Genomic DNA, 25,038 nt, shown 5'->3' with positions numbered 1-25,038 from the left:
GGAACGGGATAGTGATCGTGCCGCCGGCGCGTCGGTCCCAGGGAGTTGAAGAACCGACTGGAGAAATACACCTACTTGGCCGCGAGCACCTGGCAGCCCCAGGTCTTTTCACCCATTTCCCCGAAATTCGCCTGCGACAGCGCGAAGCCAGGATCGAGTTTGACCACATTGGGTTGTGTTTCGCCGGCCTTGATGGCGTCGAGAATGCCGGTAAGCGCCAGTTCGGCCTCGAGATAGACGTCCTGCACGCCTGTCGAATCCACAAAACCTTCCTTGATCAGCTTGCAGGCGCCATCGTCGCCGTCGAGGCCGCCCAGGATGACGTGGCCCTCTTCACCCGCCTTCTTCCATTTGCCCAGGGGTTCCAGCACCGACTGGATCGTCGGGAACAGGAAATCGGACGAGGTGAAGATGAAATCGATCGACGGGTTGGCGGTCATCGCCGCTTCCAGCCCGGCAAGCGCCGTTTGCGAATTCCACTTGGTCGCCACCTCGACCGGAGGTTCGAACAGGTCCGGATGCTTGGCGATCGAGTTCATAAAGCCGGCGCGCCGCTGCACGGCGTTCGGGTCGGCGAGATCGCCCATGAGGATCAGCGGCGTCAGCTTCTTGCCGGTGGCGGCGAATTTCTTCTTGGCTTCCTCCACCATCGCGTCGACCGCGGCGCGGGCGACTGCCTCGTTGTCGGCAACGACGATGATGCCCTTGCTCATGTCCGAAGGCGGCCGGTTGAAGGTGGCGATCGGCACATCGGCTTCCTGCGCGGCGGCAACCACGACCGTGCCGGAGTCGCCATCGTCGGCGGTCAGAATGATGCCGTTGCCGCCCTGGGCGATGCAATCCTTGACCTGTTCGAGCTGACGGTTGGCGTCGTGCCCGCCGTTGAGCTCGACGACCTTCACGCCGCCCTTCTCCAAGGTCTTAACGATCGCCGAATGGCCGGCGACCCAGAATCCGGTAGAGAGATCCTGGAAGGCGTAGCATACAGTCTTTCCTTCCTGGGCGAACGCAGGGCCGACCGCACAAGTGAGCATCTGCACTGCAAGTGATATGCCAACATATGCAGTCTTGTTCATGACGTCCTCCCGTGGCGAGTTGCCCCGCCATTCTGCCGACACTCTTTAGGATCCGTGACCCCGGCCCCACGTCCAAAAGAACTCGGGCCCCAAAAGGCTACAAGTTTCACCCGGGTGGTCGCGGCAAGAGCTTTTCTCGTATATTACGCCATAGACCTAATAAAATATCAATAGATAATCGCTAATTGATTTAGTGATTTAGGTTGCTGGGCGTGGATTTGCGCGTAGTCAAAGACCGTGGCACGACGTAAGGTGGTCGCCACCCTCGGAGGCGCGGCTCGAATAGATGCTCCGCGTTGAAGCAAACACTTCGCGGCCTGGCGACTGAGGCCGCAAGTAGCGCAAGGCTGCCGGTCCTTCCCTCGTGTTCAACGTACTCTATATTCTGTTCAGGAGGGGTCCAATGGTGGTCGGGCCCGCTCTAATGTGGAGAACGAAGCAAAGGCCGCGCTCATGCGCAAAAAGCCCGTTCTTGAGCAAGCCAGGGCCGTCGGCCCTCGGCGCTACTAAGAACATGCGCTTGTCAGGACGGGTGCTGTCGGAATTGATCGAGGCCCTCAAGGCGCGCGCAGGTCACTTCAGAAACGGAGCTTCTGGAATTGGCGCTGTCACGACTGGCTCTCGAAGATGATCTCGGCGCACGGCTGGTCCTCATAAGGGCAGCATTCTATCGGATATTGATCTTGCGTAGCCCCTGAATCATTCCGGAACGCTTGAGCGCCGGGCCGACATCGACTTTCCATTGGCTGATGACGAACCGCCAATCGCGAGACCGCTTTTCCTCGATACCAGTGTTTATCTGGGACGTGCTGCAGGGGCGATCCCCGGTCGCGGTCGATACGCTTATCACCTATCGCATATGCCACCGGGGCATGCTGCGACCACATCCGTCCTGGAGACGATTGCGGTAACACTAGATGACATCGCGGAGCACCGTCTTCATTCGCCAGACGCATCTATTTGGGGGCAGGCTGGCGTCTTGGCAGGACTCCTTTTTCGGCTGAGCAATCCTCCCACAGGGGGGGGCACGAGCGTCGCTTCGTCAACGATGCGCTGATCTATTTGCTGGCGCGGCAGTTGGGCGCAATCTTGCTCACCGGCAATATACGCCACTTCGATTTCCTTACGCAGATCATTCCCAGCGGCCGGATCATTCTCTATCGAACGCCGCCCGGGCGGCGCGAGCCATGACCGCTGCGACCGCCGGCCGGTAGCTATTGGCCACGAACTGCGACAACTAGCTCAAGCACCGGCGAGCGACGTCAATCCCCTGCGGAACGCGTCACCCTCAGATCAAAAACAGTAGTATCCGAAATTTTTCATGAGAATTCCAGGTACGTTTTGTTTTCAACCTAAAGAATCTCCAGAATTATTGATCCATGAATTCCATCCTAAAAATTATCTGAAATATTTAGAGAAGTCAGCCACACTTTCCTTCTGGATTCTCATTTAACGCAAGACTTACACGCGGGTTTCACTATACTCCCCGGTTGCCGCTGCGTGAGCTTCTTACGATACTGTATCGAAAAGCAGCGGATGGTCGAAAGCGGTACGAACGCGCGCTGGGGGTATGCGATGCCTTGGATTCTAAACATTGCGACGATCGACGTCGGCCAAGGCGAAAGCGCCCTCATTATTGCTCGCGATACCGGTCCTGGCGGAGCGAGCCGGACCATGCTGATCGACGGCGGCCGTGCGCTCCATGCGTCGACGGTTAACAACTTCGTCGCGGGACAGCTCGCGCTGCATGGGGTTCAAGAGGTTAACGTCATCGTCACCTCGCATTTCGATGTCGACCATTCGGGCGGCGTGGTGGCGCTTCTCCAGGCAGACATATTCGAGGCGTCGGCGGAAATAGTTGGCGCCGCCGCAGCCCGCGCGGCCATTGCCGCGATCGCTGCCGGCCGCGTCGGGCAGCAGGTCATAGTCGCCGCCGCGGCCGCCGGGCTCGCCGCAACGCTCGGCGCATACGACGTCCCTGGCGGGCCCCAGCGTGCCAATATCGCCGACCTGGCAGGCCAGGATACCCATGGCGTTGCGGTGCCGCTTGGGACAACCAACGCTCAGGCCGCGGCCTTGGGAATCCCCTACGGCGATCATCGGGTTGCAATAACGCTCGGCGCGATGAACCCCGTCATCGTTAGGAACGGACCCCGCCAGACGAACGTCGCCAGCGACGCCGGAGTGCTCGCCGGCACTGTGCCTCTAGGCACGGCGCTTGGTCCGCGCGCCATGGGCGCGACCGGCGCGGCCTTCACCGCGATGGCTCCCGGCATTCCCGCGACTGCGCGTTTCCGTACCTTCCAGGTCTTTCGCAACGCCATTCTCGTCGATCCCGGCGCGGCCGGCGCCACAGCGGGCTATCTGAATTCGGTAGCCGGGACGGCGACCTTCACGGGCGGCGCCACCATCACCGTTCCGACGGCCGTTCACAATCGCCGCTCGCTCAGCCAGCCCGACCTGACCGACGAAGTGCTGTGGGACACGCTCGGCGGTGGCGCGGCACTTGCCCCGGCCGGTTCGCCAGCCGCGTTCGTCGTTGCTGCCAACGGCTGGATGTGGGAGGTGCCTCCGGCTCTTGCCCCAATACCTGGCGGCGCTGGCAACAATGGATTGAGCATCGGACTGGTTCTGCGCTTCGGAAACTTCTATTTCTACACGGGCGGCGACCTGACGACGGTTGGTGAGGATGCGCTCGCGGCAACCGTGATGGCGCAGGCACTCCCCAACCCGCAAGGCGGCGCGCCCTTCCCAGCGCCGCTGAATTTCGCCGCATTCAAGGCCGGCCATCACGGAGCCGACGGATCGACGAGTACGGCCTTCATAAACGCTCTCTCGGCGCCGGTGGCGGTCATTTCTGTCGGCGGCGGCATTTTCAACGGTGTCGCCCACCCCGGCCCGGCAGCCATCGGCCGATTGCATGCCAACGGCAACATTGGCAACTTCTACCTGACGAATTGCCAGTTCCAGACCGGGCACATTCCCTCGTCGTTCGGGGTAAACCAAATCTTTCCGCCGCCCGGTGGGCCGATCCCGCCGCCGGCCTATCCGGCTTACGCTCCGAACAAGTCGCGGGTCGCCGGCGACAATGGCCTGCCCAATCTGACGCCCGGTCGGCCGCGCGGCGACATCGTGATCAATGTAACGCAGGCCAACGCCAATGCCGGACCGGGCGGGCGAACCTTCGACATTTCCTATTTCGACGACGACGCCTATTTCGGCGTCACCGTCGGCCCGACCGTTGTCGCTCAGGCGTTCTGAGAAGCGGACGCGCCGACGTCCGCTCCTGGAAAAATCCGCCTCCTAGAGGGGCTGGATGATCACCTTGGCGGGCTGGCCCCTGACTGTGCCGGGGTCTCCCTGGGATCCGGTCGCGCCGGCGCCGCCGGTGCCGCCACCCGAGCCGCCATTGTTGTTCTTGCCGCCGCTGCTGCCGCCGCCGCCAGGCCCGCCCGCGGCCGGCGATCCACCAGCGCCGCCATTGCCGAACGGCACCTCGGCCGTGACGCCGCCTTGCAGGATTTTCGGGATCTCGGTCGCCAGCGCGCTGACGACGACATTGGCGCTCGCGTTGACACCGTTGCCACCGGGGCCGCCGGGGCCGCCATTCCCTCCCGAACCCCCTGGACCGCCTGTGCCGCCGCCATTGCCGGTGCAGCCGCAGCTCACCCCGTTGCCGCCGTTGCCGCCCTGGCCGCCCGGCTGGCCCGGCCCGCCGGGCTGACCGGTGCCGCCGGTACCGGAGCGAGAGGCAACGAGGATCTGCTGACCCTGCGGCGTGGTTACGGCGCCGGTGATGGTGATGGTCGCCATCTGGCTGGCGACGCCGTCATTGCCGCGCCCGCCCGAAGCGCCGGTCGCACCCGCCGCGCCGGTGCTGCCGTTGCCGCCGCCCTGGCCGGCGATGCCGGCCGACGAGCATTGGCCCGACGCTCCGTTCTGCGCCTGTCCCGGCGCGCTCTGGCCACCCGGCGCCTGGATGTCGGCGCCGGTCTTGCCGAGAATGTTGAAGTCGCCGGCCGCGCCGCCGGCGCCGACGCGTGTCAGTGTGCTGCAGGTGAACTGCAGCGGCGTTGCCGAACAGATGAAGTAACCGCCGGGATTCATGGTGACGTCGGTGAAGATCGCCACGCGGGTGCTGCCGTCGCTGGTCGACAGGTCGTAGGGCGCATCGATGGTCAGCGGCCCTGCCGGATCGGCCGAGACGTAGATATTGAGTGGAAAGGCCTTCGCAACAGCGGCCCGGTCGGCCTCCGTCAAGGCGCCGTTGCCGAGCACGTATTCCTGCACGCGCTGGATCAGTTCATCGCCGTCGGTCGAAATACCGCCGAACAGCGACGAGAAATGCGCGGCCCGGCCTTCGTCGCTGTGGCCAAGGTCAAGGACATGCCGCAACTGGTCGACATCCTTGACAGTGATCACGTGCTCCTGCACGCCGGGCGTGCTGAAGCGGCCGGCCAGTCCTAATCGTTGCAGTCGTTCTTCATTGCTCAGCATGGCTCATTCCTCCTCTGGGTTGGATTTCGAAGGGGATCGCGGCCGCGTTCGCAACCGGCCGGTCGTTGAGAAACATCGGTGGCGCCGGCCGGTGGCGGCCGGCTGCGCCATCCGGACCGGCGATACCCGGGACGCCCGGAGGTACCCCGGCGCCGCTGACGCCGGCCTTACCGCCCGATCCGCCAAGCCCGCCCGCGCCGCCGCGCGACGGCAGCGGTCGGAGCCGGACCTGCGGGACGAAGGCTTCGGGCACGCTGACATAGACGTTGGAGGCTAGGCCGCCATGGCCGCCGCGTCCGCCAGCTCCACCAGCGCCACCGGCGCCTCCCCGGCCGCCTCGGCCGGCGGGAAGCAGGCCGCGAAATGTCCGCAGCGCCGGAGCGCCGTTGCCGCCGCTGCCGCCGTTGCCACCGTCTCCGCCGTCTCCGCCATTGCCGCCATCGCCCCCGGCGGCGAGGATGGTGACACTACCTTCTATCGCGCGCAGCGTGATCTCGGCGATCTTGGCCGCGCCACCGGTCCGCCCCGGCCCGCCGTGCGTACCGTCGGTCGCCGCTCCGCCCGGCAGGCCGTCGGCCGCGCCTTCCGGCACATCGCGGACGAGCGTCGGTCCCAGCAGCGTCGGCGTCGCCTGCCGCGCAACGCCGTCGGCGCCGGCCAGGCCGGTCTCGCCGTCCCGACCGCGCGCACCGTTGTCGGGACCGGTTCCGGGATCGACCGAGAAGGGCGTGGCCAGCACGCCGATCTGCCAGCCGTCCAAATCGTCGTCGCCCAGATGGATCACACGCTGGCAGAGAAGAAAGAACAGGTTTCCCTGCACCACGAGCCGCGCTCCCGGCTCGACGATCAGCATGCCGATGTTGACCACGCGGACGACGTCGTCGCGGTATTCGCGGCCCCAGTCGCCCGGTCGCGCGCTGACGTCCCATTCGGTTCCGGCGGGGATGCGGCGGGTGAGTTCGCTCGACGCGCGGACCGGGAAGGGCAGGTGCCCGGCCATGCCGACGAGGTCGGATTGCGCCACCGGCAGGCCGGCGAACACCCCGGCTTCGCAGCGGTCGTGGACGCCCTGGCCGAGACGCCGCCGCGCCGCGATGGTCGGGTTGAAGAAATGTTCCGCCCGGCACCCCCGCGAGGCGTCGTCGGCGGTCGAGAACACCCGGCCGTGATCGAGCGCCGGGAGGCCGAAGTCGCGCACTTCTTCGGCTCCGTCGAGAAGCCGCGCGGCATCGTGCCCGAGATTGTGGGCATGCACCAGGAAGGCGCGGGTCTGGTCAGCCGTCAGGCCCATGCCGGCACCTCAGTTAGACGGGCGAAGGGGCGTTGTCGCTGCACCTCGGCGAAGGCAGCCGCCTGCGCGGCGCGGGTCGCCGGCTGCGCATGATGGGACAGCGGATTGGCGTCGTTGCAGACGGCGAGAACACGGTCGTTGAACCGCACCCGTTGGAAGCCCGCGAGTTCGAGCAGCGGAAACGTCACGGCGGCATCTGTCGCGGCCATGAGCCAGCGCCCCCCGGCATCCTTGAGGCACTCAAAGCCCGGATCCTGGCCGGCTATGGCGTGGAACAGGCCGGCACGGAAGGTCCGCAGATGCGTCACGCGCCTGCCCAGCCTGAGGCCGCGGAAATCCGTCTCGGATGCGAAGGGCTGGGCGAAACCCATGCGGCCGTCCGGCGTCTCGAACTGGCCCCATGTCATCCAGCAGCCGGGATCGCCGTAAAGCGCGGCGACGTGGGCCAGGGCATCAGGCCCCGCCAGCCAGTCGTCGCCGTCGAGGCAGACCACGACCTCGTCGGGATCGCAGTGGTTCGTCACGATGTCATGCAGGTTGAAGGCGGCGCCACGCCGCTCGGTTCGAGTGACGATTTCGATCCGCGTGTCGCCGGCAGGCAGCACCGCCGCCGCGCCGTCGGTCGAGGCGTCGTCGGCATAGACCGCGCGGAAATCGACGCCGGTCTGTTGCTGGATCGATGCCAGATGGCGCGCCAGGAACGGCCCGGCATTGCGGAACGGCGCCGCGACGACGAGACGGGCGGCGCGAGGCGCCAGTCGCACCTGGGCCGGATGCAGGGCAAGCGCCGCAACACGCCGCCCCTCGCGTGAGGTCGCTGCCACGTCTGCGGCGGGTGCGTCTGGACCGCCCAGGACGGCGTTGAAGGCCGTGATCGCCTCGGACAGCCGCCCGAACGCCAGTGCGCAAAGCCCGTATTCGAAGGCGAACAGGTGGGTGTAGACGGCGCGGGCGATGAACAGATGATCGTCGGGATAGGCGAGGCCGTGTCCGGCCATGGCGGCGAAGGCATAGCCCTGCGCGAATTCGCCGGCGAGCCGGTGGTGGCGGACGATGTCGTAGAGCGGCTCGATACGTTGCGGCCGCGCGGCCCAGGCGGCGAGCAGCGCCGCCGAGACCTCTATCCATGGCGCGCCGGCCTCGCCGCCCATCACCGCGGCGCGGTAGCTGGAGAACCAGCGCTCCTCCTCCCAGCCCCCGGCGGCGGCGCGGGCGCGGTGCCAGTCGCGCGCCTCGGCCGGGCGGCCGAGCTGCGCAAAACTCTCGGCGAGGTAAAACATCGCCCTGGTGTTTTTGGGATCGGCCTCCAGCGCCCGGGTCAGCAGCGCAACGTCGCGGGTGTACTTGGCCGAACGGTTGCCGCCATCGCCATGATGGACCAGCGCCAGCGCCGGCAGGACGCCGTCTATCGTCTCTGCATCGGTGTGGATGTATTCGTGCGTCACGCCGACGAAGCGCCAGTTGTGCCGGCTCGACACCAGCATGACCTGCGAATAGTCGAGCTCGGGATCGTCGTAGCGCAGCCAGTAGCGGTCGGCGACAAGGCCGGCCTTGAAGTCGGGATCGGCGACCTTGACCGTCATGTCGGCGTCGAGGATCAGAACATAGTCGGCAAGGCGCCGCGCCAGCGCGATGGCGCGGCTGCGGTTGGCGCCGAAATCCACCCAGGCATGATGATGGACCCTGCCCGGGATGTCCTCCAGCGCAGCCGCCGCGCGCTCCGGCGTGCCGTCGGTCGAGCCGGTGTCGCAGATCACCCAGGCATCGATCCACGGTCGCGCCGAGGCCAGCGCCCGCTCGATCACGTGCGCCTCGTTGCGCACAATCATGCACAGGCAGATCGTCGGGCGACGGACCAGCGCTTCGGCCGGACGCCGGATCGCCGCCGCCTCAGACATGTCTGATATAGCGGGTCGAGACGGCATAGTCCGGCAGCGGGGTGCCGACCGAGACCATGCCGGTGCCGGAACCGGTCGAGAACTGCGCCGTCTGCGGGTCGCTCGCGGTCCAGTAGACCCCGCGCGACAGCAGACCGGACAGCGTGCCGGTATTGTCCTGCTGTCCGCCGAGGCCGGCTGCGAAGCCCGAATTGCCGCCGTCGATCAGTTCGGCGAAGGCCGCGGTGGACGAAGGCCAGAGGTTGAAAAGCGCCTGCCAGTCGGCGACGCTGGGAAGCTGCCAGCCGTCGGGCGCATAGGCGTTCGCCGCGTCCCAGGTATAGAGCCGGCCATAGGCGTCGGTGAGTTTCTGAGTGCCATAAGCGAAGGAGCCGTGAGCATCGTAGGCGAAATTCTCGATCATCCAGAACGTGTTGCCGAACAGCGCAACGGGATAGTTCCGCCCGTTCTTGTCGTTTACCCAGGAGACCTGGACGTATACCGTGAACTGGAGGGCGTTCAGGAAGCCGCCATTGCCGTCGAAGCTCTGCAGGCTGAAGAAGATCGGCTCGCTGCGCGCAACCGGTGGGATACTGAGGTCGCGACCGCCATAGTCCAGCGGCTTGGGCTCGGGGTAAGTCACGACCGCCGGCGGCACCGTGGGGGCCGAGGCCAGAAGCTGGACACGCGCCACGTTGAACATCGTCCAGCGGAGCGAGACGGGGATCGCCGCATTGGGGTCGCGCATTTCGGCCAGCGGAGAGCCCGCATTGAACGCGACGAGGCCGCGGGTCGGCGGAGGGTCGACTTTGGGGATGTCGAGGACGAAGACGTGGTCGTCGTAGCGTGTCGTCTCGTCCTGCATGAAGCCGGTGAACAGCAGATATATCTGCGTATGGCCGACCGGCGTGAACGATACGATATCGGAAAAGGTGAAAGTCACGTTGGCGAGGTCGCCTGTGCCGAGGATCGCCATGGTCGACGGCGTCAAGGTCCAGACCGGCACCGGATCACTGCCGGCGATGTCGGGATTGGTGGTCGACCAGCCGAGCGGTACGACCTTGGGGTCGGCGCGAATGTTCCAGGCCGAACCGACCGGACCCACCCCGCCATTGTTCGTCGCGGGAGCCAGCGCGCCGGCGGTGCCGCCATAGACGAAACGGACATCGACTCGCGGGCTGCCTGCCGCCGTCTTGCCGCGGTAGACAGCGGCGGCGGCGGTATTCTTGATGTTGAGGAAGAGAATGTTTGTCAGCGGGTCGCCTTCGTCGGAACGGTAGACAAGCCCCTGGTTGTCGAGATTGACCTGCAACACATCGGTCAGGGAGGCGTTGCCGGGTTTCTTTGGCTCTTTCAGAATCAAGGTTCCGGAAGCGCTGAACGGCACATTGCCGATGAGGCCGACCGGGTTGATCTGCAGGCCGTCCGCGCCGGGTGCATCGGTCGAAATCACGCCGTCGAGGGTCAGGACGAGGTCCGCGCCGTCGCTCCAGGTCTGGTCCTTGCTGGCCGTCAGGACGAGCGCCGGGCTGCCCTGATCCACCGAAGGGGTCCAGCCGTCGAGCGTCGCGGTCATCGCAGTGAACTGCGCCGCGGTGAAGAGCGTCGCGGGGTCGCCGTAGATGGTGAGCGTCGAGACCGGGTTCGAGGCGGTGATGTCGATACGCCCGCCGGTTTTGTTGGTCAGCGTCACCTTGAGCGTCGCCGCGACTCCAACGTCGATCGACGCGTCGCCGGTGGCGGGATTGACGATCGCGACAGGAATGAGTGCGGCGGCGGTCATGCCTTTTCTCCGGGTTTCGGATCGGGCACGAGGCCGAGCCAGCCCTCGATCAGGCTCTGGGGACTGTAGCCCCAGACGGCCAGGTCCGAGGCGGTGTCGGGCGGCAGCGGCACCGGCGCCTTGCCGGGATCGATCCAGGACCAGGAGAAGCCGTTTTCGGCCGGCAACGGCAGGGCGAGACCACCCGAACGCGCCAGCACGGGATGGGTGGCGAAGGTCAGCGACAGGTCTCCGAGCGCGGCCGCATACTGGTCGGGCGGGATCTGGACGAGCCCGACCGGCAGGATGCCTGTCGTGGCGTGGACGGGCGAGCGCGGATCGACGATGAGCGTGACCGGCGTCAGCCCGTCGTTGAGTTTCAGGCTCAGCGTGTCGGGCAGCGGCTGCTTGACATCGTTCGCACCCGCTTTCGGCGCTGCTGAGGAATAGACGATCGAATAGGGGTTGCCTGCCGGAGCTTCGGGCAGAAACGCCACCAGGCCGTCGTCGATGTTCGACAGATCGCCGAGCCGCAACGGGAAGATCACATCGGCAAGCCCCGCGCTGGTCTTGCTCTCTCTCGTCTCGTAGTCGGTCCAACCATGCTTTACCGCCAGCGCGAGGGGACCCGAGTCCGAGGTATTGGCCTGGCTGATCGGCAGCGCACCGCCGGCGGTCGAGAGGCCGATGACCGCCCGCGTAACCGCCAGCGCGCGTCCCATAAGGATCGACAGCGAGACGTCCTGTGCATGGCTCGCCGGCGCGATGTAGGCGTCGGTCGCCTGGATCGTCGCCATCAGATCCTTGAGGAAGCCGGCCGATTGGCCGTCGATGAACCACATCAGGTCGGCGAGATGCGGGTTGACCGGCGGCTTGACGGTGGGGCCGATGTCCAGCGCGAGATTGTCGGTCGGGTTGCCGGTATTGCCGGCGCGGGTGCGGTATTTCGACTGCCCGTGCTCGATCCCGAACGAGCCGATTTCGGCCCCGTCGGCCCGGTAGAACACCAGCGACACGTCGAGGTGGTTGGGCAGAATCCATCCGCAGATCGGCGAGGTCGCGGGATGAGCGTTGAGCAGGATGAAGTCGTTCTTTTCCGCAGTATCATGCACCGCCGACAGCCAGTGGAAGTCGAGGCGGGTCGGCACCAGCGGCCGCGGCGGCAGGTAGATCTTCTCGGCATTGGCGGCGTCGCCGGGATCGGGCCGGAAATCGGCCGATGGCGCGACGGTCATCGCGCCCGAACTCGTGGGCTTCGTCGCGAGATTCATCACTTGGCCGAAGACGTCGACGATTGTCAGCGACTGCACCTCCATGAAACCCGAGCGCATCGGTCCGAAATTGAAGTCGGCGAGAATACCGGTCGAGATCGGGGCCACCGAGTTGAAGGCCGTGGCATACCAAGTGTCCCCGGCGGTGGCGCGCGCCGCCTGGGCGATGGCGCCCGTCACCGCGTCGCGCGGGCCGGCGACACGGTTGGCGACCTCGATCTGAGGCATCGGCGTCTGCAGCGTCTGCTGCATCGACAGGCCGCTCAGCGCCTGCGACATGATCCGCCGCCCGGCGATGTCGTCGCGCGCCGTCTTCAGTTCTGCATCGACTGTGTCGGCCGGATTGGTCGGATCGGGCGGATAATCCGAGATGTAGGTGTCGATCTGCGTCGTCAGCCCTTCGGTCGGGCGCTTGTTCAGCACGACCGCTCCGGCATAAGTGACCGGCTTGCCGGTGGTGAAGCCCGGCACGGGCGCGCCGCTGCCGAGACGGTAGCGATAGTCCACCGCGTCGCTGTCGAGGGCGAAACGGTCGGAGATGGTGGTTGGCGTGTAGTCCGTTCCCATGCCGTGGGCCAGAGGATCGATCGAGGCGCTCCACACCAACCAGACCGGCAGGAAGGGGTCCACGCGTGTTGGCATGAACTCTGGCAGTAGCGTCTGGGTGTGCCAGCCGACAGGATCGGGCGGAAACGCCCCGCCATTGGCCGCAGTGAACGTGACGCTGAGCGCGATCGGGGTAGTGACTGTCTGCACGGGATCGGGCACCGGCTTGTATCCCACCGCCCGGACGGCGGCATAGAGCCCCGAAGCGGGCGCGCCGGAAAGCGGCGCGGCGCCTCCCTGTGCCGTTGCGAGCGCAGCGGTGAAGGTTGCGGCACCGGTTACTGCCGGGTTGCCGGCGCCGCCTTGGCCGGCGAGCGCCGTCGCCACGAGGGGCGCGTTCATCGGCATCAGCAGCGCGGTCTCGGCCGCTACCGCGCCGAGCGTTGCGGCGTCCGCGGCGGTGGGGGGAACGGGTAGCAGGCCCGCGAGGTCAGTGCCCTTCACGGTCCACGATCCACCGCCGGCGGCCAGCGTCAACCGGTCGATGACCTCGGCGCTAGTGCGCACCGCGATGGCTGTCGTCGCGCCGTTGCGCCGGACAGGCTCGATCCGGTCCCCCTCCATCGCCACGACCGTGTCGGTGGGCAGCCAGTAGGGGGCGGCGCTCGTCGCCTCCAGCACCCATTCCGGAGGCGGCGGCAGGGCCTTGGGGCCACGGGCGGCCAGCAGCGAGGCGGTCGCTGCCGCCGCATCGGCATTGACGGCCTTCAGGGTGGCCTGCATGGCATTGAAGGCGGCGACGAGACGCGTTGCGGCGGTGTTCCCGGTGTCCTGGGTGGTGACGCCGATCACCTGCCGCCCGTCGGGATCGAGCGGGAACGCGGCGAGCCCGATTTTTGCCTGCTGATCCTTTACCGCGCCGAGTTCGCCACCCGTCGAGGTGGCGAGGAAGCCTCCGAGGTCATTGGTGCCGACGATAGGCGGGGGAGTGGTATTGCCGCGCGTGTATTGCTTGACGAAAATCACCCAGTCCATAAAGAGCTGCCGCCGCAGCGTCACCAGCCGTTCACGCCCAACGTCGTATTCCTGCTGGGCCAGATTCAGCGTGTTGAGCCTCTCGGCGAGCGGGAGCGGCAGCGTCACCTCGACCGGCTGCACAGGCGGCTGGCCGTCCGCCGAGGGCTGCGCCTGGGCCGAGACCGTCCAGAGCTGGCCACCCGACTGCTGCGCGAAGGCCCTGCTGTGCAGCGATTCCACCAGCCCGGTCATCGTGTTGCCGCCGTCCTCGATGTCGCGCAGGATACCGAGCTGCAGCGCGTCGAGCAGGAACTCGTAGTCCGACTCGATGCCGGTGCCGGAGGGTTTTGGAAGCTGGCTGCGGACGAGGGCGGATATCGCCTCGGTGGTGGTGTTGCCGATGGCGAGATCGACATTGTCGCTCCACGAGGTGCCGCCGCCCGGCGCGGTGAGGAACGGCGTATCGCTGGCGGGATCGAGCTGGTTCCAGTCGATCTCCTGCACGATGCCCGAGACGAGGCTGGTCGCCGGCACGTCGAGCGAAACGAGGGCATTGTCCTTGCCGAGCGTATAGCCGATGGCCGCGGGGTCGAAGGTCCAGCCGAGCTGCTGCGCGGCGAGCGTCACGAAGATATCGGCCGGCGTGCGCTTGACCGGCACTTTTTCGGCTACGGTCTGGGCGAGGTAGGTCGCATAATTCTTCGTCACCGTCGCGGCCATCCCCGCGAGCGGGTCCGCCGTCGGGTCCGAGAGCCAACCCATGACCTGGTAGCTCGCCCGGAAGCGCAGTTGCTTGCTGCCGGTGATTAGGTCGGCCACAGTAGTCTTGTCGTCGAGCGTGACGTCGCCGAAATTGTCCCAGAAGCCGAACACGCTCCGGCAGTCGGGATAGTAGCCCGAGAAGGCAGGGCCGACGAAGCCTATGCAGGTGAGGTAGAGCGGGTCGCCGCTGGGGCCCCTGTAATTCGGCAGGTAGTCGGCAGGATTCTCCTTTGCCGGGTCCCAACCATCGGCCTTGAGCACGCGGCCCATGTAGCTGAAGGGCGTGGCGCCGATTGCCACAGGTATGGCGATCGGATGTCGCTCCTCGCCCAGCGGTCCGAGCGCGGGCGTGGCGCTGACATAGTCGCTTTCGACGATCCAGCCCCTCTGGGCGACGGCCCCCCAGGTCTTGGCGACCGGGTCGTAGAGGCTGAACGAGCGGATCACCAGCCAGCGGTTCGGTGCCGCGGGAAAGGTGACGCGCCCGTCGGCGGGGCCTTGCACGCCGCGCTTGAATCGGTCGGGCAGTTCCCAGTGGAGATGGATGCCGGCATCGAGCCGGTAGCTCGCGCTGTTGTCGGCCAGCGGGCGGACGATCGTGTCGCCGGTGCTCGCGATCCTGGAGGCGGACGTGTAAGGCAACTGGTCGAAGGCGGCCGTTCGGCCCTTGAAAGTGGGCGTCACGTTGCTCTGGTCGGAGCCGCTGACGCGGATCGCGGCGACATTCAGCGGGATGATAGCGCTCATGTTGCGCTCCCGTTCACGAATGTGACCTTGCCGACGCCCTCGGTCATCTCGAATCCCATTTCGGCGGAATTGACGGATTTTATCCCGTTCGACTTGGCGACCTGGGCGGCGAGCGCGGTCATCTTGACCACCCGCGGCTGCTTGCTGCGGAACGCATCGCCGATCGGGGGCTTGTCGGTCTTTCCGGTCCACTTGACCTGGCCGTTGGTGACCGTGAAAAGGCGCAGCACTTTTGTCGCCTGTGGCGGGGTGCTGGGCACATAGGTGTCGATGCCGTAGTGCAGCACCTCCGGAGCCTCGTGGATGTCGATGTGGTAGGGCTCGCCTTCGACCAGGCAGAACAGCGTGTCGGATTTCTCGCCCAGCAGGTCGAGGCGGCGCACCGGCAGCAGGATGATTTCCGCGCCCTTGTCGTCAGGACTATGGCCCTTCGGATAGACGTTGACGCCGAGACCCGGATAGTCGGACACCACGGAGGAGCGCAGGATGAAGCCGTACCAGGGCTGCGGCACGGGCGGCCCGTCGGCGACGGCGAGAGGACCCGCGGCCCGCGTCGCGGCGCGGCGGCGGCGAAGCGGCGCGGCTATCCGCGATTTGGCCGTCACTTGCGGATGCAGCGCCTGGTCGAGCACGAGGCTCGGCCTCACCGGCGGGGCGGCCAGGCTCGGCGCCAGCGTTGCGGTGTCTTCGGCCGAGGTAAGGTTGCGGCCGATGCTGAAGGCGCCGTCGATCAGCGCCTCGACCCAGGCGGTGTCGAGCCGGAAGAAGCGGATCGATTCGGGCGGCAGCATGCCTTCGTCGGGGACGAGATAGGGGAAGGGCACGCCGATCAGCGTATGCAGCCGGCCGAGCCAGGCGCTGATGTCGGCGGGCACATCGGTCGTGCCGAGACGGGCACTGACGGCTGCCGGCGAGGCGAAGCACAGTGCGATGCTGGCCTGAAGGCGGGTGCGGGCTGTCGCTCTCATCTCACTTGTCCTCCTCCGGGTGGGAGCCAGCCGGCGGCGGCTCGTCGGGGCTCCGGCGCGCGGCGGGGCTCAGCGCCGCGAACAGCCCAATCGCCCGGTGCAGCAGCTCTGGCCCCGGCGCCGGCTTGGCGCCGAGCAGCGCAGCCGGCGTCGGTGCGGCGGCGAAGAGCGAACTGAAGATGTCACCGATGATCTCCTGTTCCGCCGCGTCCACCACCTGACGCGTCAGCCCCTTCTTCCAGGTGTAGAGGGATGCCGAAAAGGTCTTGTCCTGCAGCGCGACGAGGCGTCCGATCGTCCAGGCCGCTGCGAGCGAGCTGTCGAGCAACCCTGTGGTAGGGTCGAAGACCGTCATCTGGTCGGGCGAGGAGACGGGGAGTTTTATCTCGCCCCAGACCGTCGTGGTCGGCGCCAGCGGGCCGCGATACCAGGAAACGGTGTTGCCGCCGTCGCGCAGCGCATGGTTCATCGGCACGTAGCCCATGGCAAGCGCATTTTGCACAAGCGGGCTCGCTTTCTCGGCGGTGAGCCTCAGGCCGGTGACCGGGGTCGAGCCGGCTTTGATCGTATTCAGCGCCATCAGCCGGTCCGTGAAGGTCGCTGAGGTTCCCGTCGAGAAGAACGTCCAGGCTTGCAGCACCGCCAGGCGGATGGAACGGGTCATATCGACATTCGGGCCGGTCGGCGTCGTCCCGTCATCGTCGCTGGGCAGGAAGCGCTGCAACGCCTCGAGCGAGACGAGATAGGCGCGGGTTCTTCGGTTCGCCTGCGGCAAGCGCGTGCCGACGACGATGGCAAAGGTGCCGATCGGGTCTTCCGGCTGGGCAACGCCGGCCAGCAGCGGCTTGTTCTCGATGCTGACCTCGCGGACATGGGCGGTGAGCTTCAGGTCCTCGACCGTCGGCGCGATGCCGACGAACAGCGACATCGGCAGGTCGATATGCTGGATCAGATCGTCGAGGCTTTCGCCGAGTTCCAGCCCGTTGGTATCGGTCGCCCCGTCGAAATAGGAGTATGACGTGCCCAGCGTGCTCTTGCGGCTTTTCGGCGGCAGCGCCGCCTGCGGAAACAGGTCCCGGACCTGCGCGGTCACCGGGTCGAGCGACAGGTTGGGATAGGCCGACTTGGGATAGGGCGCCAGGTCGTCGTCGTCGAGGATCAGCACCGCCAGCCAGGTCGGAACGTCGGCCTCGACGTCCTCTCCCGAGGACAGCGCCTTCAATGCTGCCGACTCTGTGGTCGTGGGATAGCGCGACCACGGAAAGGCCGGCAGGTTGAACACCGCATGGGCAAAGACCGTGTCGAACTCGCCCGTCGCATTGTTCGCCGGAAAGACGCTCGACACCGTTGCAGCGGGGTTGCGGATGCTGAACCGGTCGCCCTGCACGGCGAAGCGGTAGGAGCGTTCGAGACCGTCGCCGGCAATCGCCTTGCCGGCAGTGTCGGTCACGCTCTGCGAGACGGTGAGTTCGTATGTGCCGTCTGCCAGCCCGGGGATGCGGTGCTGGATGAAGGTGACGTATTCGTCGGCGACGGAAGGCGGCGACGCCTTTGCGGGAGGTTTCGGGGCGCGGCTCATGGGGCGGCTCCCAGCACGGCCGCGCGCGGCCAGTCGGTCAGGGCTGTGGCGGTGGCGAACAGCGTCACGTTGATCTTCGCGGACGGCGTGGTCGCGAAACCGTTCGCGACGAGATTATCGAGGATCGTCGCGCGGCGTTTGGCAACGTCCGTGTCGCCGATGGCGTTCAGCACGAAGTCGGTGTTCGGCAGCGTCGCGGATATGGTGCCCGTGACGGTGATGGTGAAGTCGTCATCGTCTAAGGCCGAGGTGACGGTGGAACTGGTGTCCACCGTCGCGGTCTCGGCGGTGTAGTTGACGGTGTAGGCGCTCCCATACATCAGTTGCAGCAGCGGGATGCCGCTGACCTGGGCCGGTGTCCGTGGCACCGCCGAGATGCGGAACCCGGTCAGCGAATGCTCGATAAGCCGTTTGTCGTTGGCGGCGGGCTTCTGCTTTTTCTTACCCCACAGCGCGGTGCTCGAAGGGGCGAGCACCGGCTCGACGCTGAAGGTCGTGACATAGTCGGTGAAGTCGCCGTTGGTGTCGGCCTTGGTCAGCGCGATGGCGTGGGTCGAGATCACGTCGCTCTCGTCCATCGGGCCGATATGCAGGTCGGGCTCCCAGACCGCAGGCGCCTCCGCCGTCTTCACGTTGCGCGACAGGATCAGCGCCATTCCGGGCGGCGCCGAGGGCGGCGGCGGCGGTGGCGCCGCAGTGCGGAGCGCAAGCCCGTCCGCCGGCGTGAGCAGCGCCGGCACCGGGTCGGTGCGGCGGTAGTCGGCGAGGATGTTCGGCAGTTCCTGATTGGTCGGGGGTTTATTGGTCGTGGGTGTGGTCGCCCAGGTGGCGCGGTTCGCCGGCACGGTGCTCGCCGTCAGGATGCGGAAGGCGTCGGGGTCGACGATCCAGTTCACCGCCCCACTACCGTCGGCGAGCTTGCCGGCCTCGACCGTCGCGCGGATGACGTTGGTGATGAGCTTCTGCGGCGCGGCGCCGGGGAGGGCGGCGAGCATCGCGGTCTTCTGGACAGGGGCGTCGGAGGGAGCCGGCAGGAACTTTTCGGAAAAAGTCTGCCAGCCGACCGGCGGCGGCGCCTGCCGTACGGCGCCGAACGCGATCGAGAAGGACACCACGTCGAGGTCGATGTCGGCGCGCCCGCCAAATTCCGGACCCCAGATGTAGAGGTCGGCGCCGATATGGATGTTCAGCGTGAACAGTCCGAGGTCCACCGAGCAGCCGATGCCGACAAAGGCGTCCGCCTCGTAGTGGAACGGCGCCCAGGCGATAAGGAAGTCGACGCCGGCGTCGAACCAGGCCTTGATCGGGCCAAGTGCCCAGGTCGCGCTTATGCGGATGCCCGCCATGAACGCGCCGGGCGTCAGCGCGAAATAGGCTTCGCCAATCACCTTGAACGGCCCGAGCGCGAAGCTCATGCCGAGGCGCGGGACGACCGGGTAGATCGGCGGCTTGTCGAAGGCCGGGTGATAGCCGCCGAGCGTCACCACGAAGTTGCCGGAATTCGGCCCCGAGAACCAGATGTAGAAGGCGAAGCCGCCCGAGAGTTTCACGAAGCCGGCGAACAGGTTGGACGCCGGATTGATCCGCCCATCCACCGACAGCAGCCCGGTCGAGGGCGTGAACGACGCGACGATGTCGACCTCGATATAGGCGACCGGGTTCGGCGCGCCAGTCGGGAAGGTCATGGCGATGGTGCCGACCACGCCGATCTGCGTCTCGACCCCGAAGGCGACGGAAATGACGGCGCGCGCCTTGATCATCTCGAACGAGGTGAACGAGATGCCGGCCGCCACCCAGTATTGCCCCACTTCGGGGTGGATGGTGTCGCGCAGCGCGGTCAGCACGTTGGCGATGGTCTCGCGCGGGCTGTCCGCGGGTTTCGGGGCGGAGCCGGGCAGCAGGATGTAGGTGCCGACATTGTCCACCGTCGGCAGCGTCAGGCTGGTGTTCAGCCCGAGTCCGCCGGCGATGCCGGTGACGAACAGCGCCGGCGGCCCGCCGATCGGCGCATCGATGCTGAGATAGATGAAGAACGATCCCGTGTCGGGCGTCCAACCGCCCACCGCCTTCAGCCCGAAGGACGAGACCTGGACGTTCAACTGGCCGTAGAACGAGGTCACATCCTTGCCGTTCACCGTGTCCGTGGCGCGCAGGAAGCTGCCGCCGACGTCGATCGGCGGCTTGTCGAACGACAGCGACAGGCCGCTGAACGAGAAGCTCGGCTTGAACGTGGTCAGCGGCGAACCGACCGTCAGCCCGTCGACCGAGAAGGCGAGGGGGCCGACCGCGAGGGAGGCGTCGAGCGCGATTTCAAGCTCATTGTTGACGTAGCCGACGCCGACGCGCTGGAAGTTGAAGACCCCGATCTGCTTCTGCAGGTCGAACCACTGGATCGGATCGCTGCCGCTGGCCGGAGCATTCGATCCCGTCGCGGCGGCCAGAGTTGCGGCACGGCGGCGCGCCGGCGCCGCAACAGCGGCCGGCGAGGCTTTCGCGGGGGGCTTCACGCCGGCCTGAAGGTGCTTCTTGAACGACCCGACCGTCAAGTCGGCCTCGAAGGCGATGCCCTGGCCGGCACCGGCAGTGGGCAGCGGCGTCACGTTTTTTGGCAGGATGGCGTTGATCGTGCCGGCCTGCTTGTCGCCGATCACGGCCGAAGCGTAGAGGATCTGCAGCTTCTCGACCGACAGCGTCAGCTCCGGCGGCAGCTTCGGTCCGATCACCGGGATCTCGTTCAGCGCGAAGCTGGTGCCGAGGCGCAGCCCGAAGGCCCAAAGGTTGTCCTGTCCTTTCTCGGCAAGGAAGACGAACTTGACCTCTTGGAGATCGATCTTGATGCCGGCCGGAATGCCGGCCGCTATCGTCGTCGACACGTCGGCGATGAGTGCTGCGAGCGCCACTGGATCGCCGGTATGGACATAGTCGGCCACGAAGATGTCGGTGCCGGTGCTTTCGGTATCGAAGACGATGTCGAACGTATTGCTGCCGACCGAGACCGAGCCGCCGAACTTCGCCGTATAGCCCTTGGTGCCGACGATCTCGCCGTCGCCCGCGCTCTTGCCTTGGGTGGGCGCGAGGTCGATGGTGAAGACCACCTTGACGTCCGTCTTGTCGACGACGAAGCCACCCTCGCAATTGAACGAGAAGGTTTTGGTGCCGGTCTGGTAGGATACCGACAGCGCGGTCAGCGTCAGGCTCTCCAGCGGGCCGGGGACGGTGCCGATGCCCCAGGTCGAGCCAAGCTCCTTGATGACGTCGGACATCTTGACCGTCGTCCCGGCGAGCAGGCCGCCGGAGAAGGTCCAGCCTTCGGTTGCGCCGGCATATTCCGCCCCAAGGTCGATCTCGGCCACGTCGCCGAGCCCGATCACCGCTTCGAACCGGCCGGTGAACGGGCTCTGGCTCGAAGCGCCTGTCACCTTGGCGTAGTTGACGCTGGCCTTGATCGTCTCCAGCTTGACCGGACCCTCGGTCCAAATGCCGTCGACCTCGACGTTGACGGAATATTTGCCGTCCTTCGGTGCTGCCGAGAAGCTGGCTTCGGCGATAGTCAGGTTCTGCGGCACCGATGCGGTCGACAGCTTGGCCGCGGTCAGCATATCGACGACCTTGACCGGCTTGTTGTCGTGCAGATTGCCGGTCAGCGTCAGGTCCGGAAGGATCAGGGCGAGGTCGAGGACGAGGCCGACGATGGTCAGTTCGCTGGCGATGAGCAGCGACTTCACCTCGGCCTTGGCCGGATCGAAGCTCAGCACCACCCGTGACAGGGCAAGGTCGAATGCCCTGGGGTTCAGGCCCAGGTCGGCGAAGCCCTGCGAGGTGCCCGAGCCGCTGCCGCTGACGATCCAGTTGGCGAATTCGACGATGCCGGGGAAAGTGTCGCCCGTCGTCGGTTGGACGAAGGCCTGCCAGACTTGGCCGTTGCTGAACTGCACACCGATGTCGAGGGGAACGTTTCCCACGCTGAGATGGCCGATGGTGGTGACCGCCCAGCCGCCTCCGCCGATCAGCGCGGCGAGATCCATGCCGTCGAAGTCGATGATGTTGGGAATGAGGCTCCAGCTTGCACCATTGACCGAGACGCCGAAGCGATAGGCGGCGGGTTGGCCGCCCGCCGGCGTGAAGCGGATCTCGAATGCCTTCGGATCGACCGTCGCGACCTGGGTGAAGAGATCGAGTTTGGGCGGTATGGCGAAAGGCAGCGTCGTCCCGGTGCCGAGCACGATCAATTCGGTCGGCGTCACGCTTCCGGTCGTGCCGGTCAGCGCGATCGTCCAGGTCGAGGAAGCCTGGAACGGCGTGACCGTAACCCCGGCCGAGGCGCCGGCCCCAACCGGGAGTTGCCCGCCGACAGTGGCATTAGCGCTGGGCGTCGCCGCATCGGTGACCGTCAACACGGCGGTCGAAAGCACGATCTTGGCCGAGCCGAGGCCGGTCACCGGCCAGGTGTCGGTGCTCGTCGCCGTGATCGTCAGCACGCTGCCGTTGATGGTGATTGCGCCTTGCGCCACCGTCAGCACGATGGCCTTGCCGGGCATCGTGCCCAGCAGCTCCTGCAGCACGGACGGGAGGTATGCATCGCTGGACGCGAGCGTGAAGGTCGGACCGAGGCCGTCCAGATAGGTTTTCAGGCCAGCCAGATCCATGCCCCGCCCTCCCCTCGGGTTACGTCATTCTCGAAAACGCTCAAGTACAAAAGCCGAGAGCTTCTACTTTACGGTATCTTCTCGGGTGGCTGCAAAAATGTTGATGCGCTTAATAGAGCATCTAGATTTCCCTAAGGGAAGGGGAATCTTCAATTTGCAATGAGAAAACAGAACCGTCGAATATGGCGCAAGCAGTAAAAGTTAAAATTTTATTATATCTAATTAGTCATAAGGATGACAGGCGCTATTTTGTTAAAGATCGCTGCTGGATGTTCACCCATTGCAAAACTATGGTTATCCGACGAGCAATCTGATGCAGGTCGGCAAAAATGCCTGGCGTAGGTATGTAGATCTGCACCGCGAAGTTTTCGAAGCCATTGCAGACTCCGACCGCGGTGCCGCTGTGATGCACACTCTCAGGAGATGCCCATGGAAGAGACCGCGGTGACTTTTGGATTTTCCGGAAGGTCGTGGAAGCCGATTTGCAGGTGTTCGTCATTTTCTGCGTGAATTTGCGGATTGACAGTGAGCCTGCGACTTCGCAAGAACAGTGGCGCCGCCAATGTCGGTCATTCTGGCAGGCCGCGGCCACTTAAAGGCGGACGTGGCTCAGACCTTTGAGGTTCCCCACCTGAACTCGCGCGCACATCAAGTGCCAGGCCGCGCGTTAAAGATGGCAATGACTTGAACGTTCTGCGCGGCTGTAGCAGCGTCGCGCCGATCATTCTCCTTGGTTGAAAGCGTCTGACCTCAATGTTCGCGAGCCCTACCGACCAAGATGAGGATCGCCGCCCGGTCGCGACAGGCAACATCAAGGTGACGCGCGAGGATTGGCTAAACATCGCGCTTGAAGCCATGGTGTCCGAAGGTGTGGAATCGGTGCGCATTCTCTCGCTCGGACAGCGCCTTGGTGTCTCGCGGTCGAGTTTCTACTGGTATTTCAAGAGCCGCCAGGATCTGCTTGACCACCTTCTGGACTATTGGCGCAACCGCAACACACAAGTTATCGTGGAACGCGCATCGCGACCGGCTGATACCATCACTGAAGCCGTGCTGAATGTGTTTGAAAACTGGGTCGACGAAACGCTCTTCGATCCGCGGCTCGATTTCGCGATCCGAGCCTGGGCCAGGCAGTCGCCAGACGTGCACAGGATCGTCGACGAGGCCGACGACACGCGCGTCGACGCCATCCGGGAAATGTTCCGGCGGTACGGCTACGAGGAAACGGAAGCTTTCGTAAGGGCACGCGTCCTCTACTTCGTGCAGATCGGATACTACTCGCTCGAGATCGTCGAGCCCATGCGCAATCGTCTGTCTCTGGTACCGGCCTACGTCAAGACCCATACCGGCAAGGATCCGACCCCGCACGAGTTTGACGCTTTCGTAGAATTCACGCGGCGTGTGACATCGCGCGAAGGGAAATAGCCGGCAAGCGGCTACGGCTCAGGACACGGGAGGGGCGCCGCCTTCCGCGGAACGCCGAGTGATGAACTCATCGAGTGCTTCGGCGGTTGTGGCGGCTGCGGCGGGCGGCGTGAATTCGGCGAGCCGCTTCTTCCATATCCCGGTTGCGCGCTCGGTCGCTGTGCGCGATCCGGATTTTGTCCAATTGCCAAAATTCTGCCAGTCCGCCACGAGTGGCTCGTAGAACGCGTCGCGGTAACGGCTCATCGTATGCGCGGCAGCGAAGAAATGACCGCCGGGCTGGACCTCGGCGATAGCGTCGAAGCCTATGGCATTGTCGTCGCCCGGTGTTTCACGGCAGAGTTCGGCGATTGATTGCAGCGCCTCCAGATCCGTTATGAGCTTCTCGAAGGAAACGTTGAGGCCGCCTTCCAGCCAGCCAGCGGCGTGGATACAGACTGTGGCACCGGCCAACACCGAGCCCCACAGTGCGAACTGACTTTCATGTGCGGCTTGCGCGTCCGAGACATTGGCCGCACTACCACCACCTGAGCGCCAGGGCAGGCCGAGGTGGCGCGCGAGCTGACCGGCGCCGAGCGTTGCCTTGACGTGCTCAGGAGTGCCGAAGGCGGGCGCACCGGATTTCATGTCGACATTCGAGGAGAAGCTTCCGTAAAGGACCGGCGCGCCTGGCCGGGCCAACTGAGCGAGGGTGATGCCAGCCAGCGCCTCCGCATGCTGAAGCGTCAATGCGCCCGCGACTGTTATCGGCGCCATTGCGCCGGCAAGGCAGAAGGGCGTGATAATGGAAACCTGCCCGGCTCGGGCGAAGTCGATGATGCCCTGCGCCATGGGTATGTCGAGCTGCCGAGGCGAGTTGGTGTTGATGACGGTGTAGCAATGGACGCCGTTGCGAATGGTGTCGTGCGAGAGTCCCCGCGCCAGCCGGATCATCTCGAACACGTCTTGGACCTGCGGCGTCCCCCGCGCGAAGATGAAGGGCAGCTTGTCGGAAAGGGTCAACTGCGCACGCGTCGCGGCGTAGTGCCGGACGCGGATATCGACGTCTTGCGGCTCGACATAGGCACCCTGGATCTGCAGGGCATCGAAGCCTTGGACCAGGCGTACGAAATCGGAGAAATCCTGAAGCGTGCCGGCGCGCCGGCCACGCTCCCGGTCGGTCACGTTAGGCGCACCGCTGCCGCCGATGAAGGTCATCACGCCAAGTTCGAGCTTCACGTCGCGGTCGGGCACGCCGGCATGACAATGAATCGAGCGCGGCGCAGCAGCAAGGGAGGCGGCGACCAGGTCGCGGCCGATCCGCACCATCTGCGTCTCTTCGTCGACCAATGCGCCGGCCGCGGCAAAGATCGCGCGGGCCTCCGGCAAGAGAATACGCATGCCGAGTTCTTCAAGCACGCGGAGCGCGGTATCGTGAATCGCGGCGACTTGGTCGTCGGAAAAGACGTGTTGTGGCAAGAATGGGCTGCGCAGATTGTGGTAGTCTACCTTGCGCGTCGTCTGAGCGCCAACCGCACCGCGCCCTCGTCTGCGGGCTGCGCGTTCATCTGCCCTCGTCTCGCTCACACGTCCTC

12 protein-coding genes and 2 pseudogenes are annotated in these 25,038 nt (G+C 65.6%); 4 read left to right on the top strand and 10 right to left on the bottom strand.

Going from position 1 to position 25,038, the window contains the following annotated elements:
* Positions 1-71: 71 nt before the first annotated feature.
* On the bottom strand, positions 72-1,076 hold the full coding sequence (locus ABMA59_RS29100; RefSeq protein WP_349008881.1) for a sugar ABC transporter substrate-binding protein: 1,005 nt from the start codon (positions 1,074-1,076) through the stop codon (positions 72-74).
* Positions 1,077-1,456: 380 nt separating this feature from the next.
* On the opposite strand from ABMA59_RS29100, the pseudogene ABMA59_RS29095 reads away from it, so the two are divergent.
* The 3 genes and pseudogenes from ABMA59_RS29095 to ABMA59_RS29085 all read left to right on the top strand — a co-directional run bounded on the left by ABMA59_RS29095 (position 1,457) and on the right by ABMA59_RS29085 (position 4,337).
* Positions 1,457-1,767: pseudogene (locus ABMA59_RS29095) on the top strand (hypothetical protein).
* Between the two features lie 3 nt (positions 1,768-1,770).
* Positions 1,771-2,267, top strand: a pseudogene (locus ABMA59_RS29090) (type II toxin-antitoxin system VapC family toxin).
* A 384-nt stretch (positions 2,268-2,651) separates the two neighbouring features.
* Positions 2,652-4,337 (top strand): ComEC/Rec2 family competence protein, encoded by a 1,686-nt coding sequence (locus ABMA59_RS29085; RefSeq protein WP_349008880.1) that lies wholly within the window; start codon positions 2,652-2,654, stop codon positions 4,335-4,337.
* A 42-nt stretch (positions 4,338-4,379) separates the two neighbouring features.
* On the opposite strand, the gene ABMA59_RS29080 is transcribed toward ABMA59_RS29085, so the two are convergent.
* From ABMA59_RS29080 to ABMA59_RS29045, 8 genes are read right to left on the bottom strand one after another with little or no spacing between them, the layout of a single operon-like run.
* Positions 4,380-5,573, bottom strand: a complete 1,194-nt coding sequence (locus ABMA59_RS29080) for a hypothetical protein (RefSeq protein WP_349008879.1) — start codon at positions 5,571-5,573, stop codon at positions 4,380-4,382.
* The gene (locus ABMA59_RS29075; protein WP_349008878.1) at positions 5,560-6,864 is read right to left on the bottom strand and encodes a hypothetical protein; all 1,305 of its coding nucleotides are present in this window, start codon (positions 6,862-6,864) and stop codon (positions 5,560-5,562) included. The genes ABMA59_RS29080 and ABMA59_RS29075 overlap by 14 nt, the downstream gene beginning before the upstream one ends.
* The gene (locus tag ABMA59_RS29070; RefSeq protein WP_349008877.1) at positions 6,855-8,762 is read right to left on the bottom strand and encodes a glycosyltransferase; all 1,908 of its coding nucleotides are present in this window, start codon (positions 8,760-8,762) and stop codon (positions 6,855-6,857) included. Before ABMA59_RS29070 ends, ABMA59_RS29075 begins: the two co-directional genes overlap by 10 nt.
* Positions 8,755-10,524: an FISUMP domain-containing protein gene (locus ABMA59_RS29065; RefSeq protein ID WP_349008876.1), complete on the bottom strand. Its 1,770-nt coding sequence runs from the start codon at positions 10,522-10,524 to the stop codon at positions 8,755-8,757. Before ABMA59_RS29065 ends, ABMA59_RS29070 begins: the two co-directional genes overlap by 8 nt.
* Complete coding sequence (locus ABMA59_RS29060; RefSeq protein WP_349008875.1) at positions 10,521-14,846, bottom strand: hypothetical protein; 4,326 nt, start codon at positions 14,844-14,846, stop codon at positions 10,521-10,523. Before ABMA59_RS29060 ends, ABMA59_RS29065 begins: the two co-directional genes overlap by 4 nt.
* Complete coding sequence (locus ABMA59_RS29055; protein ID WP_349008874.1) at positions 14,843-15,814, bottom strand: hypothetical protein; 972 nt, start codon at positions 15,812-15,814, stop codon at positions 14,843-14,845. Before ABMA59_RS29055 ends, ABMA59_RS29060 begins: the two co-directional genes overlap by 4 nt.
* A gap of 1 nt (position 15,815) precedes the next feature.
* Positions 15,816-17,393 carry a hypothetical protein gene (locus ABMA59_RS29050; protein WP_349008873.1) on the bottom strand — a complete coding sequence of 526 codons (1,578 nt, stop codon included), beginning with the start codon at positions 17,391-17,393 and terminating at the stop codon, positions 15,816-15,818.
* Positions 17,390-22,039, bottom strand: a complete 4,650-nt coding sequence (locus ABMA59_RS29045; protein ID WP_349008872.1) for a DUF6603 domain-containing protein — start codon at positions 22,037-22,039, stop codon at positions 17,390-17,392. Before ABMA59_RS29045 ends, ABMA59_RS29050 begins: the two co-directional genes overlap by 4 nt.
* A gap of 816 nt (positions 22,040-22,855) precedes the next feature.
* Between ABMA59_RS29045 and ABMA59_RS29040 the strand changes: the two genes are divergently transcribed.
* Entirely contained in the window at positions 22,856-23,464 is a 609-nt protein-coding gene (locus ABMA59_RS29040) for a TetR/AcrR family transcriptional regulator (RefSeq protein ID WP_349008871.1), read from the top strand.
* Positions 23,465-23,482: 18 nt separating this feature from the next.
* Here ABMA59_RS29040 and ABMA59_RS29035 read toward each other — a convergent pair whose 3' ends face one another.
* Positions 23,483-25,030, bottom strand: a complete 1,548-nt coding sequence (locus ABMA59_RS29035) for a trimethylamine methyltransferase family protein (RefSeq protein WP_349008870.1) — start codon at positions 25,028-25,030, stop codon at positions 23,483-23,485.
* Positions 25,031-25,038: the final 8 nt, after the last annotated feature.

Source organism: Mesorhizobium yinganensis, assembly GCF_040081985.1.
GTDB lineage: Bacteria > Pseudomonadota > Alphaproteobacteria > Rhizobiales > Rhizobiaceae > Kumtagia > Kumtagia yinganensis.
Note: the sequence above shows the minus strand (reverse complement) of the source record. Positions and strands in the feature narration are given on the sequence as shown.